A 16,014-nucleotide genomic window follows, 5' to 3' on the forward strand; every position below is an offset into this window, starting at 1 on the left:
GGCACGGCTCAGCGGCGCAGCGACTCGCGCAGCGCCCGGCCCTCGCTGCCCGACGGCGGCGCGTAGCCCAGCAGCGCCGAGATCGTCGGCGCGATGTCGATGTGCCGCGGCGCGCGGGGGTGCGCACCTGGTCGGACCCCCGCTCCGGCCAGGAACAGCGGCACGTGCAGCTCGGTGGTCGAGCCGTGCCGCCCGGACGGTCCCGCCGGCGTCGTGCCGAACGACCAGCCGGGCTTCGGCTCGACGAGCAGGTCGCCGTAGTTCGGGCTCATGCGCATGCGCCGCTGGTCGGCCTTGTCGAAGACGTTCCGCACCTGCGGCAGCGCCGTCAGCGCCCCCTCCAGCCGGCGGACCGCCGCCGGGTCGCCCGCCCGCTCGCCGATGATCCGTACGTCCGCGACCCCGCCGACGACTATCGCGACGTCGGTGCCGGGGGCCGGTGACTGGCCGCTCGTGAGGATCTGCGGGGTGAAGCCTGCGGCCTCGACCGCGGCGAGCCCTTCGGCCCCGAAGCCCTTGTCGAAGGTCGTCATGCCGTGGTCGCCCGTGATGACGAACGCGGTGCGGCCGTAGATGCCCGCGTCCTTCGTGGCCGCGACGATCCGCCCGATCTGGCGGTCGATCTCCGTCAGGACGCCGGGGATCCGCGGGTCCTCGTCGCCGCCCTCGTGCCCTATCGCGTCGAGGGTGTCGCAGTAGACGGTCATGAGCTCCGGGATGCCGTTCGCGGTCACCAGCTGCCCGCCCGAGCTGACGGGCTCGCCGCGCAGCACGGCGACGGCGTCGTCGGTACGGCGCGCGCAGTCACCACCGGGCTGGGTGTAGAGGCCGTCGGGGTCGCCGTAGGTGACGCCGTAGTTCTGCAGGATGAACCACTGGGAGGAGAACACGGTGCCGCCCTGCTCGCGGACCGACTGCGCGATGGTGGGTACCGCGAGGTCGCGCTGCTGCCCGCGCGCCGTGTTCGTCTCTGTGTTGAACCAGTAGGCGGTGTTGCGGTGGGTCTCTGGCCAGGCACCGGTCGCCACCGACGACCAGGACGGGTTGGTGATGGAGGTCATCACGCCGGTCGAGGTCGTGACGCTGCCACGGTGCAGGAGGCGCCGCAGGTTCGGCATCTCCCCGGAGCCGTCACGGACCAGGTCGAGGTACTCGATGTCGAACCCGTCGAGCGCGAGGAAGACCACGTGGTCGGCGGGACTTCTGCCGGCAGGGCCGGTCTCGTCCGTCGGCGACGGCACGGCTGCTGCGGTCGGGGCCGTCCACACGACGGTGGCGGCGATGCTGGCGGCGAGGAGCTTTCGCAACGAGGGCATCATGCGGGCAATTCGAGCACTCCGGCGGACAACTTCGGGGGAGGCGCGGGCGAATGTCGGATGAACCTTCGCCCGGTCTTTTGCCCTGTGGACGACCGAGAGCCGGGTATCCGCTCGGTCGGTAGACTCTGCGGCGTGACAATGCCCGACGCACCCGAGCGCACCGCGTCTTCGGACGAGCCCCGTTTCCGCTACACCCCAGCCCTCGCGCAGCAGATCGAGCTGCGCTGGCAGGACGTCTGGGAGGAGCGCGGAACCTTCCATGCGGCGAACCCGCAGGGGCGACTTACCGGGCCGGGCGGGCGCCCGGCGGAGGGCAACCCGTACTTCATCATGGACATGTTCCCGTACCCCTCGGGTGCGGGGCTGCACGTTGGGCACCCGCTGGGCTTCATCGCCACGGACGTGGTCGGCCGGTTCCGGCGCATGTGCGGCGACAACGTGCTGCACACCATGGGTTTCGACGCGTTCGGCCTGCCCGCCGAGCAGTACGCGGTGCAGACGGGCGAGCACCCCCGCCTGGTCACCGAGCGCAACATCGTCACGTACAAGCGGCAGCTCCGGCGGGCGGGCCTCGCACACGACCCGCGCCGTTCGTTCGCCACGATCGATCCCGAGTACGTCCGCTGGACCCAGTGGATCTTCCTGCAGATCTTCGACTCCTGGTACGACGAGGAGGCACAGCGGCCAGACGGCGGACGCGGGCGAGCCCGGCGGATCGGCGAGCTGCCCGACGAGCTGGCGTCGGGCGCACGTCCCGTACCCGGCCACGAGGGGGACAACACGGACGGCGCCGTCTGGGCTGCGCTGAGCGAGGGGCAGCAGCGCGACGTCGTGGACGCGCAGCGGCTGGCCTACGTGGACTCCTCGCCGGTGAACTGGGCACCCGGCCTCGGTACCGTGCTGGCGAACGAGGAGGTCACCAGCGACGGCCGGTCCGAGCGCGGCAACTTCCCGGTGTTCACCAAGAACCTGCGCCAGTGGAAGATGCGCATCACCGCGTACGCGGACCGCCTGACCGACGACCTGGAGCTCATCGACTGGCCGGACAAGGTCAAGTCGATGCAGCGCAACTGGATCGGCCGGTCCACGGGCGCCGCCGTGCGGTTCGACGTGGTGGGCACCGCCGAGTACGACCCGGCCGGTGCGGGCGGCAGCCTCGAGGTGTTCACGACACGTCCGGACACGCTGTTCGGCGCGACCTTCATGGTCGTGGCCCCTGAGCACCCGCTGCTCGACGAGGTCCCGAGCGCGTGGCCGGAGGGCACACGCTCGGCGTGGACCGGTGGTTACGAGACGCCGGGCGAGGCGGTCGCCGCCTACCGGCGTGAGTCCGCCGCGAAGACCGCAGTGGAGCGGCAGGCAGACGCCGGCAAGAAGACGGGTGTGTTCACGGGGCACCTGGCCGTGAACCCGGTGACGGGTACGTCGGTCCCGGTGTTCACCGCCGACTACGTGCTCATGGGCTACGGCACCGGCGCGATCATGGCGGTGCCGGGCGGCGACGAGCGTGACTTCGCGTTCGCGGAGGCCTACGACCTGCCGGTGATCCACACGGTGGAGCCAGAGGGCGGCCTCCCCGATGGGCACGTCGGCGCCTACACCGCCGACGGCGTCGCGGTCAGGTCCTCGAACGACGAGATCTCGCTGGACGGGCTCGGCGTGACCGAGGCCAAGGCACGGATCGTCGAGTGGCTCGAGGCGAAGGGCATCGGCGAGGGCACGACCACCTACCGCCTGAACGACTGGCTGTTCTCCCGCCAGCGCTACTGGGGCGAGCCCTTCCCCGTGGTGTGGGACGAGCAGAACCGCCCGATGGCGCTGCCGGACTCGATGCTGCCCGTCGAGCTGCCCGAGGTGCCCGACTTCTCGCCGCGCACGTTCGAGCCCGACGACGCGGCCTCGGAGCCGGAGGCGCCGCTCGGCCGCAACGAGGACTGGGTCAACGTCGAGCTCGACCTCGGCGACGGCGCGAAGACCTACCGCCGCGACACGAACACCATGCCGAACTGGGCCGGCTCGTGCTGGTACTACCTGCGCTACCTGGACCCGACCGACACGGCGCACGCCGTGGACCCGGAGCTCGAGAAGTACTGGCTGGGCCCGCGGCACAACCCGACGTCCGGTCCGGCGGGCGGCGTCGACCTGTACGTCGGTGGCGTGGAGCACGCGGTGCTGCACCTGCTGTACGCGCGGTTCTGGCACAAGGTCCTGTTCGACCTGGGCTTCGTGACGAGCCTCGAGCCGTTCGGCAAGCTCTTCAACCAGGGGTACATCCAGGCGTACGCGTTCACGGACGCGCGCGGCGTGTACGTCCCGGCGGCCGAGGTCGATGGTGACGAGCAGGCCGGCTTCACCTGGCGCGGCGAGCCCGTGAACCGCGAGTACGGCAAGATCGGCAAGTCGCTGAAGAACGTGGTCTCGCCGGACGAGATGTACGAGGCGTACGGCGCCGACACGTTCCGGGTCTACGAGATGTCGATGGGTCCGCTCGACCAGTCACGTCCGTGGAACACCCGCGACGTCGTCGGCTCGCAGCGGTTCCTGCAGCGGCTGTGGCGCAACGTCGTCTCTGAGGAGACCGGCGAGCTCACGGTGACCGACGACGAGGCGGACACCGCCACCCTGCGGGCCGTGCACCGCACCATCGCCGACGTCCATGTCGAGATGGAGAACATGCGGCCCAACACGGCGATCGCCAAGCTCATCACGCTGAACAACCACCTCACGGGGCTGGACTCGGTTCCGCGTGCCGCCGTCGAGCCGCTGGTCCTGATGACGGCGCCCATCGCGCCGCACATCGCGGAGGAGCTGTGGTCCCGGCTCGGTCACGAGGAGTCGCTGGCGCACGCGCCGTTCCCGGCAGCCGACGCTGCGTACCTCGTCCAGGACACCGTCACCTGCGTGGTCCAGGTCCAGGGCAAGGTGCGCGCCCGGTTCGAGGTCGCCCCGGACATCTCCGCCGAGGACCTGGAGGCGGCAGCCCTCAGCGAGCCGAACGTGGTCAAGTTCCTGGACGGCCGGGGCACCCGCAAGGTCATCGTCCGCGCCCCGAAGCTGGTCAACATAGTCCCGGCCTAGGTTCAGTCCGTCCGACCACGGTCCTTACCCTCTGGACCGTGGTCGGGCTCCGGCGTTTCGCGCGGGAGGTGCCGACGGTTTCGCTGTCCGGTTCCTCGCGCGGATAGAGTGGCGCGGTCATGCGCACCCGACGTCGATCTCCCAGCCCGGCTCCCCAGGAGGTGCGGGTCGTCACCGACTCGACCGCCTGCCTGCCCGCCGGTCTGCCGGGCGGCCCGGTCGTGGTGCCCCTGCGCGTCCTGGTCGGCGACGAGGCCTACGCCGAGGGCGAGGACATCACCCCCGAGCGGCTCGCCGAGCTGGTCGCAGAGGGTGCGCAGGTGACCACCTCCCAGCCGCCTCCGGAGGCGTTCGCCGCCGTCTACCGCGGCCTCGGTGAGGAGGGTGCCCGGTCCATCGTCTCGGTGCACCTGTCCGGGGCGCTGTCCGGCACGGTGGGCTCAGCGGGGACGGCCGCAGCGCGGTCGCCACTGCAGGTGCGCGCCGTGGACTCGCGTACCGGCGCCGCCGGCCTCGGGTTCGCCGCGCGCGCGGCGGCAGAGTGCGCCGCCGCCGGGGCCGACGCCGCCCATGTCGCCGCCCGGGCCATCGAGGTCGCCGGCACGGCGAACGCCGTGTTCGTCGTCGACACCCTGGAGCACCTGCGCCGCGGCGGACGGCTCTCCGGGCCTGCCGCGGCGCTCGGCACGGTCCTGGGCGTCAAGCCGATCCTGCGGCTGTCCGACGGCGTGGTGGAGCTCTCCCAGCGAGTGCGCACTCGTGCTGTCGGTGCCGAACGGCTGCTGGATCAGGCCGCAGGCTTCGTCGCCGAGGCGAAGCGGCCGGTGGTCGCCGTGCACCACTTCGGCGCGTACGACCGGGCACTCGCGCTGGCCGGCCGCCTGCACACCCGTACGCGAGCGGAGGTCGAGGTCACACCGCTGAGTGCCGTGCTGGGCGTGCACGTCGGTCCGGGCACCCTCGCCGTCGTCGTCGCGGACCTGGGCGACCACTCCCACTGAGCTGCTGCTCGCGGACCCTCGCGGACCCTCGCGGACCCTCGCGGACCCTCGCCGTGGTCGGTAGGACGTCAGATGATCGGCCGCCCGGGCGACCGATCATCTGACGTCCTACCGACCATCCCACCGGCACGGATCAGCCGGCGAGGACCTCGCGCAGCCTTGTCGCGAACTCGACGGGCTTGTCGGCCGGCTGGCCGTACTCGCCGCCGCTGAAACCGCCGTGGCCACCCGGGAAGACGACCGGTTCGGTACCGAGCCGCGCAGCCGCCCCGCGAGCGGCTCGGCCCGTCATCTGCTCGCCGGTGTCTTCGCCGACGCCGATCACCACTCGCGGAGCGCCGGCCGCGATGGTCTCGTACCGTGGCTCGTAGGGCGGCAGCACCAGCATGTTGACGCCGAACATCAGGTCGTCGCGGGAACCGTCGTCCTCGGTGGGCAGGCCGAATGCCGCCGGGTCCGGGTCGGGCTGCTTCGCGTGGTCCGCGGTGAGCTCGCCCTCGGCCATGAGCACCGTGATGAACTTCGCCATCGCGGCGCCGAAGCCCTTGGCCTGGTAGGTGTCGTGCATGCCGGTCATGGCGGCGACCATCGCGTCACGGTCGGGGAGCACGGTGGCCAGGGGCGGCTCGTGCGCCACGACGGTCCGGAGGTCCGCGGGGTGGGTCGCCGCGAGCTCCAGCGCCACGACGGCGCCGCCGCTGGAGGCGAACAGGTCGACCGGTCCGCCGCCGACCGCGCCGATGATGCGGTGCACGTCGTCTGCGTGGGTGGCGACGCCAGGCAGCTCCGCCTCGGTAGCCAGGTCTCGCGTGCTGCGCTCGACACCACGCGGGTCGTACGTCACGACGGTCCGGTCGGTGAAGTGGCCGGCGAGCGTGCTGAACCCCTCCGCTCCCATCGGGAGGCCGATCAGCACCAGGGGAACCTCGTCGGTCGGCGCTGCGGCCTCGCGCACGTCATAGGTGAGGACGCCGCTCGGCGCTTCGAGGGTGAAGGTCTTCTTGTCGGTCATCGTGTGGCTCCTGCTCGTACGCCTCGGCCCGGCCGGGTTGGCTCGGGCGCTCGCTGCCAGGTCTGACGACGGTGCCGGGAGGAACTCATCGGTGCACGTCGGCGAATCTTTCGTGCGAGCACACGGACCCCCGGCACGGCCCGGTGCGGCGACGAGCGCGACCACAGGAGGCGACTTTCGAGGTCTGTGCACAGCAGGGCTGCCTCGGCACACCGGAGGGTGCGACGCGCGCCTAGCGTCCGGTGCCATGCAGCCAGAGACCGTTCAGCAGCGACTTCCCGACCCGTGGCCGTTCAGCCCGGTGCCCGGGCCAGGGGACAGGGACGGGGACGACCTGCCGCCCGCGCCGTCCGCCGTGCCCGCCGCTCGGGACCAGCCAGGTGCGGACACCGACGAGCTGGTGGCCCGGCTGCGTGCCAGGCGGTCCGCCTCCGGGGTGGCAGCCGCGTATGCGGCGGCGCACGGTCATCCGGCCGACCCCCGGGTCGAGCACGGCGCCCGCAGATGGGCACTGACCGGGACGACGGCGGTGGTCGCTGTCGTGGCCGTGCTCCTGCTCGCCGTCGGCGTGGCGGTGCTGTCACTGCGTGGCGACGGCGTCGAGCCGCTGGCCGGGGTGGTCGCGGGCGCGAACCCCGCTGGCGACGAGCCCGTGGGCCAGCAGAGCGGCGGTGGCGCGGAGAGCCCGCCCGCCTCCGGCGAACCGGCACCGGCCGCACCCGAGACCGACGCAGGGTCGGACGCAGGCCCGGAACCCAGCGGGGCGGCCAGCGGGCTGCTCGTGCACGTCGTCGGCGAGGTGGCCGAACCAGGCCTGGTCACCGTGCCAGACGGCGCCCGCGTGGCCGATGCGCTGCAGGCAGCCGGCGGCACCACCGGCAAAGCCGATCTGACGGCCGTCAACCTGGCCCGCACGGTCGTCGACGGTGAGCAGCTGTACGTGCCGAGGCCCGGGGAGCCGGTGCCCGGCCCGACACCAGGCACCGGAGCCGCGCCGGGCACGGGCGCCGGGCCGTCGGCCGGCGGCACCGTCGACATCAACGCGGCGGATGCCGCGGCGCTGGAGGAGCTTCCCGGCGTCGGGCCGTCGATCGCACACGCGATCGTCGAGTGGCGCGAGACCAACGGGCCGTTCGCGAGCGTCGACGAGCTCGAGGACGTGCCGGGCATCGGCCCCGCCACGCTCGACGAGATCCGGGACAGCGCACGGGTCGGGCCATGATCGACCTGCGGTTGGTTCCGGCGGCCCTGGCCGTCTGGGTCGCGGCATGGCTGCTGACCGGCTCGGGGGTCGCCTGGAGCGGCCCGGCGACGTGGATCGCGGCGGGCGTGGTGGCAGCAGCCTGCCTCTGCCTGACGGCGACGGCAGCGCTGCTGCACCGTGCCGCCTGGCCGACCGTCGCCCACGCTGCGCTCGCGGCTGCCTGCGTGCTGGCGGTCACGGCTTCCGCGCACGTCCAGCTGGCCGGCAGGGCACCGCTCGCCGAGCTCGCCGAGCAGCGGGTGACCGCGACCCTCACCGGCGTCGTCGTCTCCCAGCCGGAGCCGTTCTCGTTCGCCCAGGGGCCTCCCGCTCCTGGAACGGGGCAGTACCGCTGGGTGCTTGCCGCCCGCGCGCTCGACGCCCGGGGCGTCGTCTCAGCGGCACGAGCGCACGTCCAGGTCCTGTCGAGCACGGCGCCCCGGTACGGGGCGACCGTGACCGTGTCGGGCGGGTTACGGCCCGCCGACGCAGGCGCAGCGGAGACTGCCCGGCTGGCGGCCGACGGCGCGAGCGAGATCCGTGCTCCGCCGTCGGCCCTGCGCGTGCTCGACACCCACCGCACCGCGCTCCTCGACGTGACCGACCCGCTGCCCGCGCAGGCTCGCGGGCTGGTGCCGGGCGCTGCCATCGGCGACACCACGCGCCTCCCGGAGGACCTGGCCGAGGAGATGAGAGCGACCGGTCTGACGCACATCACGGCAGTCTCGGGTGGCCACTTCGCCGTGGTCGTCGCCGTCCTGACCCTGCTCTGCTCGTCGGCCCGGCTCCCGAGGCCGGCCAGGGTGGCCCTCGTCGCGCTCGCTTCCCTCACCTTCGTGGCGCTCGTCCGACCCGAGCCCGCGGTGCTCCGCGCGGCGGTCATGGCGGCATTCGCGCTGACAGGGGTCGCGATCGGACGGCCGGCGCAGTCGGTCCCGGCGCTCGCCGCGTCGGTCGTCGGGCTGCTGGTGGTCGACCCGTGGCTCGCCCGCTCCTTCGGGTTCGTGCTCTCCGCCGCGGCGACAGCGGGCCTCGTGCTGCTCGCGGCACCGCTGGCGGCCCGGCTCGCGCCCTGGACGGGGGACGCCGCGGCGTTCGCCCTGGCGGTCCCGCTCGCCGCACAGGCGGCGTGCGGCCCGGTGCTGGTGCTGCTCGACCCGTCGGTCTCCACGGTGTCGGTGCTCGCGAACCTGCTGGCCGCGCCGGCGCTGGTGCCTGCGACGGTACTCGGGCTGGTCGCGACGGTCCTCGCCCCCGGGCTACCGGCCCTCGCCGGGCTCGTGGCCTGGGCGGCGAGCGCCGCCACGTGGTGGATCGCCGGGGTCGCGCACTGGTGCGCCGGGCTCCCCGGTGCGATGGTCCCCTGGCTGGGCGGGCCGCCGGGCGCGCTCCTGCTGGCCGTGCTCACCGCGGTGGTGCTGTGGGCCGTGCTGCGGCGCGCTCCACGACCGGGCTGGCCCGAGTCGTGGCGGACGGCGGCGCGTTCGGGCCTGCGCGACGCGCTCGGCGCGCGGCGTCAGAGGCTCAGCCGGGCGCGCTTCGTCGCCATCGTAGCGGTGGGTTCGGTGGCGGTGCTGGTCGTCGTGGTGGCGGTACCGCGCCTCGCCGCCCGTTCAGGGTTGCCGGCGGACTGGCAGGTGGCGGCGTGCGACGTCGGGCAGGGTGACGCGCTGGCTCTGCGCACGGGACCGACGTCGGCGGTGGTGGTGGACGTGGGGCCGGACGGGCCCGCGGCGGGCCGGTGCCTGGACCAGCTCGGCGTCACCCGGGTCGATCTGCTGGTGCTCAGCCACTTCCACGCGGACCACGTGGGCGGCCTCGGGCCGGTGCTGGCGGGGCGGGAGGTGGCCGCCGCGCTCGTGTCCCCGGTGCCGGAGCCCGCCGCGAACGCCGCGGCGACCGGCGCGGCGCTGGCGGCCGCAGGGGTGCCGGTGCGGGCCGCGCGGGCCGGCGAGCGGGGCACGGCCGGTGCGCTGACGTGGCAGGTGCTGCTGGCCGGGGCGGGCGAGGGGGCGAACGACTCGAGCGTCGTGCTCGCCGCCCGGACCGCCGGGCTGGACGTGCTGACGCTCGGCGACCTGGAGGAAGCGGGCCAGGCGGACCTGGTCCCGCTGGTGGGTCCCGCCGACGTCGTCAAGGTCGCCCATCACGGCTCGGCGGTGCAGTCGCGCGCCCTGGCGGAGCGGGTACGGCCCGCGGTCGCGCTCGTCTCGTCCGGCAGGGACAACGACTACGGTCATCCGACCGACGAGGCCCTCGAGCTGTACGCGGGCGTGGGCGCCGCGGTGGTCCGGACCGACGAGTGCGGGACGGTGGCGCTCGTGGTGCGGGAACAGGAGGTGTCCTTGGCGGGCTGCTGACCACGATGTTCCCCGAGCGGCCCCCGAGCGCGGCGCGGGACGTCCTATACCAGGTCCGGAGGCAACTCACCTGGCGCAGCGCCACACATCGCGAAACGTTGCGGATCCTGTCCGCGGCCCTACCGTTGAGTATGTCGGAGAGTTTCATCATCACGTACCAGGGGGGCTCGTGGTTGATCTCAAGCACATGGCCCGGCGGTATCGCCGGACCATCGCGATAACCGCAGCGGCTGCTCTGCTCGTTCCGGTTGCGGCGCTCAGCGCCGTCGGGCGGGACCAGACGGCCGCCCAGCTCCAGCTTCGACAGGAGCTGCTGGCGCAGTCCGTCGTCACCGACGTCTCCGAGGCCGAACAGGTGGTCCGGGTTGACGTCGCCACGGACCCGGCGGCCGCGGGGGCCTGGCTCGACGAGTCGGGAGAGGTGCTGGACGGCTGGACCGTCGTCGTAGAGGGCATGGACGCCAAGACTGGTGAGGAGCGCGCGCGGCTCGACGCCGAAGCGGTAGCCGGCGACCCGCCGTCGACCACCGAATCCTGTCCGGAGCTCCCTCAGGGGCCGCGCTCGGCCGACGGCGCCACGACGCCCTACCTGGGCTGCGAGCCGGCCGGGGGCGTCCAGTCGACCGCGCGGTCGGTCGAGGGGGGCGCGTCCACCACCACGCTGGCCAAGGCGGTCGACCAGGTGCTCGCGGCCCATCTGCCGGGCGCGGACCTGCCGCGCACCAAGGTGCGGATCGTCAAGGGCGAGGCGACGATCGACGTCGCAGCCGGGTTCGAGCAGGCGCTGGCCGACGCGGGGGTGTACCCGGGCGACGTCTGGAAGGCGCTTCTGTTCACCGCGCACAGCAACGGCGCCATCGACTCGGTGAAGTTCACGCTCGAGGGGGACTGTCTCGCCTTCGCGTATGCGACGGGCGGGGACATGTGCGCCTCGACCGACCTGCCGATAGACCTGGGCTGAGGGGACGACGATGCACGCAACGCTCCGCAGGGTTCTTGCCCTCTTCGGGCCCCTTGCACTGGCTGCCGGCGGGTTGCTCGCCGTGGCCCCGACCGCGGCCGCCGACGTGACCTACGTGCCGGACCGCTGGAACGGCAAGGTGATCTATCTGTCCCAGGCGTGCCATGACCGCGGCGACACGGTGTGCCACACCAACATCGGCTGTGACGGGTTCAGCGAGAACTGGTACTCGCGCCAGGTGGCGATATCCGCCGCGACCCAACAGGGTTCCCACCGTCTGAACCTGGTCGAACGGGGCTACAAGGTGGTGCGCGGCAACGGCCTGACCCGGTCGAACATCGCGAACTCGAACCGGGTGGGGGCGGACCTGCACGTGCCGATCCACTCCAACGCGATCAGCGATTCGTGCGAGACCGGCTACTCGGAGGACCGCTACGGCACCCACGTGATGTACGTGTCCACTGCCGGCCGGGAGTGCGCGCTGGACATGGTGAAGCGCGTGGGCGCTGCCAGCCCCGGCACCAACGACGCCCGCCTGTATCGCACCGACCTGGGCGAGCTCAACCAGACCAACGCCGTGGCCTGCTACCTGGAGCAGGAGTTCCACGTCTGGGACCGCGGTGTGCAGTGGATGCGGGACCGCGACACCTGGTCCTGGCGGATCGGTCACAGTGTCGACGCCTACCTGGGTTACCCGTGATGCGCGCGCGCCTGCTCGTCCCGGTCGCCGCCGTCGTGCTCACGCTGGCCGCGTGCACAGCGGCCCCGGAGGGCACGGTCCCGTCGGGGCCTCCGCCGGAGGCCGGGGTCCAGCGTGATCCGGACGCGAGCCCGACGCCGGACACCCCGGACGCAAGTCCGACGCCGGGCGCCCCGGACGCGAGCCCCACGCCGGACGCCCCGGACGCGAGCCCCACGCCGGACGCGAGCGGCGACCCGGCCATCACCGTCAGGGCCGCCGACGGCATGTGGGTGGTGCACGGCACGGGCTTCACGGGTAGCAACCAGTACCTGGTCCAGTGCGCGGGTGGCACGATGGCGGGTGCGAGCGCCCTCGAAGAGTGCGACATGTCGACGAGCGAGCAGGTGGTCGCCGACGAGCGTGGCGAGATCTCGGCGACGCGGCCGGCCAGGGCGTTCGTCAACGTCGGCGCGGTGTCCGAGGTGGACTGCACGGAGGATCCGTGCGCGCTGGCCGTCGCCGACCTGGCCGATGTCGTGCTCGCGGCCGCCGCTGCCCCGTTGCCCGACGGCTCCGAGCCGCCGGAAGCACCAAGCCTCGTGCTGTCCGAGCTGGAGCTCGGGCCGGAGAAGGGCCACGTCACGGTGACGGGCACCGGCTACGCGAAGGGCTCGGCTGTCCGGATCGTGCAGTGCGCCACCACCTCGGATGGAGCGGTGGACGGGGACAACTGTCTGTACGACGACGGCAAGCGCGTGGTCGCCGATCGCTCCGGCTCCGTGATCGCGCGGTTGCCGGTCCAGCGCGAGATCGAGCTGGTCGGCGGAGGGGTGGCCGACTGTGCCGTGGCGGGTACGTGCGTGGTCGCGAACGCGTGGACCGACGGCGGACGGATGGCACTGGCCGATCTCCTCTGGGAGTAGGTGGCCGCGTGGGCAGGTGCTGCGAGGACAGCACCTGCCCGCGCCACCGTCGGCTGTCGGTGGTGCATGGCAGGCTGTGTCCGTGCCTCCAGCGACCAGACGCCGTACCGCCTCACCGCCCGCCGGCCGCAGCTGGGACGAGCCGACGCTCGCCCCGGTCCTGCTCGTGCGCGGCGCCGAACCGCTCCTGACCGAGCGCGCGGTGGACGGCGTCGTCGGGCTGGCGCGCGCGCGTGACCCCGAGGTCGAGAAGGTCGAGCTCGAGGGCGCCACGTACGGCGCGGGCCAGCTGCTGGTCGCGACGAGTCCGTCCCTCTTCGGCGAGGCCAAGGTCGTGGTGGTCCGGTCGACGGAGTCCGGCACCGAGGACCTGATGGCCGACCTCATCGCGTACGTCGCCGCGCCGGACGAGGAGACCACGGTCGTGGTGGTGCACGGCGGTGGGCAGCGCGGCAAGAAGATGCTCGACACCGTCACGAGGTCGGGCGCGCCCGTCATGGTGTGCGAGCCGGTGACGAAGGACGCCGAGAAGGCGTCGTTCGTGGTCGGGGAGTTCAGGGCCGCCCGCCGTCGGGCCGACGCCGAGGCCGTGCGCGCCCTGGTGGACGCGCTCGGCAGCGACCTGCGTGAGCTCGCCTCGGCCTGCTCGCAGCTGGTCGCCGACACGACCGGCACCATCACGGCCGCCACCGTGGACAAGTACTACGGCGGGCGCGTCGAGGCAACGGGTTTCCGGGTCGCCGACGCCGCCGTGGCGGGCGACGCCGGCGGTGCGGTCGCCCTCCTGCGGCACGCGCTGGACACCGGGCTCGACCCGGTGCCCATCGTCGCGGCCCTGGCGCTGCGCCTGCGCAACCTCGCGAAGGTCGCGTCGATGCGGGGCGGCGGGCTCGCGGCACGAGACCTGGGCATGGCGCCGTGGCAGGTGGACCGCGCACGCAAGGACCTGCGGAGCTGGACGCCGGAGGGCCTGGCGGCGGCGATCTCCGCCGTCGCGCAGGCCGACGCGGACGTCAAGGGCGAGGCGCGCGACCCGGTGTTCGCCGTGGAGCGCGCGGTGCTGACGATCGCGCGCTCCCGCCGCTCCTGACCGCACCGCCGAGGCGGGGATGATGCGCGCCGCGCAGCCCGAGCGGCGCCCGAGTCAGGGCGCACGAAAGACGCCGCCCGCCCGAGGGGCGAACGGCGTCCGACGAAGTGTGCTCAGAGAGCGGCGACCGACTTCGCGAGGGCCGACTTGCGGTTCGCAGCCTGGTTCGAGTGGATGACGCCCTTGGCGACAGCCTTGTCGAGCTTGCGCGACGCGGTGGCAAGGCTGACCGTCGCGGTCTCCTTGTCGCCGGCTGCGACGGCCTCACGCACCTTGCGGACGTGGGTCTTCAGCTCCGACTTGACGGACTTGTTGCGCAGACGAGCCTTCTCGTTCGTCTTGATGCGCTTCATCTGGGACTTGATGTTTGCCACGAGTGTACTTCCTGGTGTGTTCGCCTGATGGCGAGCGGATAGGTCGTAGAGGGCGGTCACAGCTCCGGGACTGGGGTGGGGACCCGTGGAGAGGAACTGTGACTGTGCCCGCCGACCTGGGCGGACACGCGACCTCCAAGGTTACCAGAGGGGACGGGACTCCGAGCGCGGTGCGGGACGTGACTCCCGCGACTGCCGGAAACGGCCTCTGACATGGGACCTTAGAATTTCCCCATGAGCACCAGGACACTGCGCGGACATCTCCAGTGGACCGTGGTCGTACCGGTTCTAGCTCTGGTGCTTCTCGTGGCCACGTGGACCAGCCATGACCACCCGGCCATCTTGTCGGCCATCGGCGCGGCCTTGATCGGCGCCGTCCTCGCGGCAGTCCACCACGCGGAGGTGGTGGCGCACAAAGTAGGTGAACCGTTCGGCTCCCTCATCCTCGCGGTCGCGGTGACCGTCATCGAGGTCGGGCTGATCCTCATGCTGATGAGCAGCGGTGGCGACGCGTCCAGCACCTATGCCCGCGACACCGTCTTCGCCGCCGTGATGATCACCTTCAACGGGATCGTCGGGCTGACCTTGCTGGTGGGGGCGAGCAAGCACCACCTGGTCAGCTTCAACCCGTCGGGCACCGGGTCGGCGCTCGCCACCGTGATCGCGCTGGCCGGGGTCACCCTGGTCCTGCCCCGCTTCACGACGTCGGCGGACGGCGGCGCCTACACCGGATTCCAGCTGGCCTTCGCCGCTGTGGCGTCGCTGGTGCTGTACGGGGCGTTCGTCTTCACGCAGACCGTGCGCCACCGCGACTTCTTCCTGCCCGTGACGAGCGACAAGTACGGCCGTGTCACCGGCGTGATCCGAGACGCGGACGGCGACGACCACGCCGACCCGCCGTCCGCCAAGCAGGCGTGGTTCAGTGTCGCGCTGCTGGTGGTCGCGCTGGTCTCGGTGGTCTTCCTGGCCAAGATGCTCTCCCCGACCATCGAGCACGGGGTCGCGGCGGCCGGCCTGCCGTACACCGTCGTCGGCGTCGTCATCGCGCTCCTCGTGCTCGCGCCGGAGTCGATAGCAGCGGTGCGCAACGCACTGCGGAATCGCGTGCAGACCAGCCTCAATCTCGCCTACGGCTCCGCGATGGCGTCGATCGGCCTGACCATCCCCACCATCGCCGTCGCGATGATCTGGATGGACGGCCCGCTCACCCTCGGCCTCGAACCGGTCCAGATGGTGCTGTTCGCGGTGTCGGTGGCGGTGGCGATGCTGAGCATCGCCCCGGGCCGGGCCCAGACCCTGCAGGGCGTGGTGCACCTGGTGCTGTTCGCCGCGTTCCTCGTGGTGTCGGTCCAGCCGTAGCCCGCTCGACGCCTCAGAGGGCAGCGGCGACCTGGTCGAAGACCGCCTTGTCGAGGATGGCTCCCTCGCGGCGCACGGCGTCCGGGTGGATGCGGATCACGCGGTTGAGGCGCACCTCGGACGGGCGGCCCGAGCGGTCCCACGCTCCGGTCCCGATGTCCATCCAGCGCCGCCCCGCGCGGTTCTCCTGCTCGGCGTCGCGATCGTGGTCCTGGCTGGTGAGCTGCAGCGCGAGCAGCCAGGGGCCGTCGTTGCCCACCAGGAGCACGGGCCGGTCCTTGCCCTGGCTGTGATCTTCTTCATACGGGACCCAGGACCACACGACCTCGCCCGGGTCGGGCTCGCCGTCCAGCTCTGGGCGGTAGACCGGCGTGACCCTGCCCTCGAAGTCGCCGGGGTAGCTCTCGGTGTCGGGCACCTCCTGGCCCTGCGACGTGCGCCGGCCGGCGGGCCGGGTACCCGGGGTGGGCCTGCCGGCGCCCGGGCGGTGGTCGTTCTGGTCGAAGGCTGCGCGTGCCACGGCCTCGACGACGTCGCCGAGCAGCTTGATCCATGGGTTCTGAGTCACGGAGGCAGGGTAGCCCGGCGCCGTCCCGCGAGAGACGCAGGCCG

At 72.6% G+C, this 16,014-nt stretch carries 13 protein-coding genes; 9 read left to right on the forward strand and 4 right to left on the reverse strand.

Features of this window, described 5'->3' with window-relative positions:
* Positions 1 to 8: 8 nt before the first annotated feature.
* Positions 9 to 1,307 carry an alkaline phosphatase family protein gene (locus tag APR04_RS00960; protein WP_253867252.1) on the reverse strand — a complete coding sequence of 433 codons (1,299 nt, stop codon included), beginning with the start codon at positions 1,305 to 1,307 and terminating at the stop codon, positions 9 to 11.
* 150 nt (positions 1,308 to 1,457) lie between these two features.
* Here APR04_RS00960 and leuS point away from each other — a divergent pair, with 150 nt between their 5' ends.
* Both leuS and APR04_RS00970 read left to right on the forward strand, forming a co-directional pair.
* On the forward strand, positions 1,458 to 4,397 hold the full coding sequence (leuS, locus tag APR04_RS00965) for a leucine--tRNA ligase (protein WP_253867983.1): 2,940 nt from the start codon (positions 1,458 to 1,460) through the stop codon (positions 4,395 to 4,397).
* 119 nt (positions 4,398 to 4,516) lie between these two features.
* Positions 4,517 to 5,398, forward strand: coding sequence for a DegV family protein (locus APR04_RS00970; protein ID WP_253867253.1), 882 nt, complete (start codon positions 4,517 to 4,519; stop codon positions 5,396 to 5,398).
* A gap of 133 nt (positions 5,399 to 5,531) precedes the next feature.
* On the opposite strand, the gene APR04_RS00975 is transcribed toward APR04_RS00970, so the two are convergent.
* Positions 5,532 to 6,410 carry an alpha/beta fold hydrolase gene (locus tag APR04_RS00975; RefSeq protein WP_253867254.1) on the reverse strand — a complete coding sequence of 293 codons (879 nt, stop codon included), beginning with the start codon at positions 6,408 to 6,410 and terminating at the stop codon, positions 5,532 to 5,534.
* Positions 6,411 to 6,657: 247 nt separating this feature from the next.
* On the opposite strand from APR04_RS00975, the gene APR04_RS00980 reads away from it, so the two are divergent.
* The 6 genes from APR04_RS00980 (at position 6,658) to holA (ending at position 13,669) form a co-directional block, all read left to right on the forward strand.
* A complete protein-coding gene (locus tag APR04_RS00980; protein ID WP_253867256.1) occupies positions 6,658 to 7,632 on the forward strand; it encodes a helix-hairpin-helix domain-containing protein in 975 nt (324 codons plus the stop codon).
* Entirely contained in the window at positions 7,629 to 10,013 is a 2,385-nt protein-coding gene (locus APR04_RS00985) for a ComEC/Rec2 family competence protein (protein WP_253867258.1), read from the forward strand. Before APR04_RS00980 ends, APR04_RS00985 begins: the two co-directional genes overlap by 4 nt.
* 169 nt (positions 10,014 to 10,182) lie before the next feature.
* Complete coding sequence (locus APR04_RS00990) at positions 10,183 to 10,974, forward strand: hypothetical protein (protein ID WP_253867260.1); 792 nt, start codon at positions 10,183 to 10,185, stop codon at positions 10,972 to 10,974.
* Between the two features lie 10 nt (positions 10,975 to 10,984).
* Positions 10,985 to 11,674, forward strand: coding sequence for an N-acetylmuramoyl-L-alanine amidase (locus tag APR04_RS00995; protein ID WP_253867262.1), 690 nt, complete (start codon positions 10,985 to 10,987; stop codon positions 11,672 to 11,674).
* A complete protein-coding gene (locus tag APR04_RS01000) occupies positions 11,674 to 12,579 on the forward strand; it encodes a neocarzinostatin apoprotein domain-containing protein (protein ID WP_253867264.1) in 906 nt (301 codons plus the stop codon). Before APR04_RS00995 ends, APR04_RS01000 begins: the two co-directional genes overlap by 1 nt.
* Before the next feature lie 82 nt (positions 12,580 to 12,661).
* Positions 12,662 to 13,669 (forward strand): DNA polymerase III subunit delta, encoded by a 1,008-nt coding sequence (holA, locus tag APR04_RS01005; RefSeq protein ID WP_253867265.1) that lies wholly within the window; start codon positions 12,662 to 12,664, stop codon positions 13,667 to 13,669.
* Positions 13,670 to 13,782: 113 nt separating this feature from the next.
* On the opposite strand, the gene rpsT is transcribed toward holA, so the two are convergent.
* Entirely contained in the window at positions 13,783 to 14,043 is a 261-nt protein-coding gene (gene rpsT, locus APR04_RS01010) for a 30S ribosomal protein S20 (protein ID WP_253867268.1), read from the reverse strand.
* A gap of 234 nt (positions 14,044 to 14,277) precedes the next feature.
* Here rpsT and APR04_RS01015 point away from each other — a divergent pair, with 234 nt between their 5' ends.
* Positions 14,278 to 15,402 (forward strand): calcium:cation antiporter, encoded by a 1,125-nt coding sequence (locus APR04_RS01015; protein WP_253867270.1) that lies wholly within the window; start codon positions 14,278 to 14,280, stop codon positions 15,400 to 15,402.
* Between the two features lie 13 nt (positions 15,403 to 15,415).
* Here APR04_RS01015 and APR04_RS01020 read toward each other — a convergent pair whose 3' ends face one another.
* Positions 15,416 to 15,970: a type II toxin-antitoxin system PemK/MazF family toxin gene (locus APR04_RS01020; RefSeq protein ID WP_253867271.1), complete on the reverse strand. Its 555-nt coding sequence runs from the start codon at positions 15,968 to 15,970 to the stop codon at positions 15,416 to 15,418.
* Positions 15,971 to 16,014: the final 44 nt, after the last annotated feature.

It is taken from the genome of Promicromonospora umidemergens (genome assembly GCF_024171995.1).
In the GTDB taxonomy this organism is placed as follows: domain Bacteria; phylum Actinomycetota; class Actinomycetes; order Actinomycetales; family Cellulomonadaceae; genus Promicromonospora; species Promicromonospora umidemergens.

What these genes read in the sequence shown, in the direction of transcription:
- leuS (WP_253867983.1), top strand. Translation starts at nt 1,458, where the DNA reads ATGCCCGACGCACCCGAGCGCACCGCGTCTTCGGACGAGCCCCGTTTC.
- APR04_RS00970 (WP_253867253.1), top strand. Translation starts at nt 4,517, where the DNA reads ATGCGCACCCGACGTCGATCTCCCAGCCCGGCTCCCCAGGAGGTGCGG.
- APR04_RS00975 (WP_253867254.1), bottom strand. Translation starts at nt 6,410, where the DNA reads ATGACCGACAAGAAGACCTTCACCCTCGAAGCGCCGAGCGGCGTCCTC.
- APR04_RS01000 (WP_253867264.1), top strand. Translation starts at nt 11,674, where the DNA reads ATGCGCGCGCGCCTGCTCGTCCCGGTCGCCGCCGTCGTGCTCACGCTG.
- APR04_RS01015 (WP_253867270.1), top strand. Translation starts at nt 14,278, where the DNA reads ATGAGCACCAGGACACTGCGCGGACATCTCCAGTGGACCGTGGTCGTA.
- APR04_RS00980 (WP_253867256.1), top strand. Translation starts at nt 6,658, where the DNA reads ATGCAGCCAGAGACCGTTCAGCAGCGACTTCCCGACCCGTGGCCGTTC.
- APR04_RS00985 (WP_253867258.1), top strand. Translation starts at nt 7,629, where the DNA reads ATGATCGACCTGCGGTTGGTTCCGGCGGCCCTGGCCGTCTGGGTCGCG.
- APR04_RS00995 (WP_253867262.1), top strand. Translation starts at nt 10,985, where the DNA reads ATGCACGCAACGCTCCGCAGGGTTCTTGCCCTCTTCGGGCCCCTTGCA.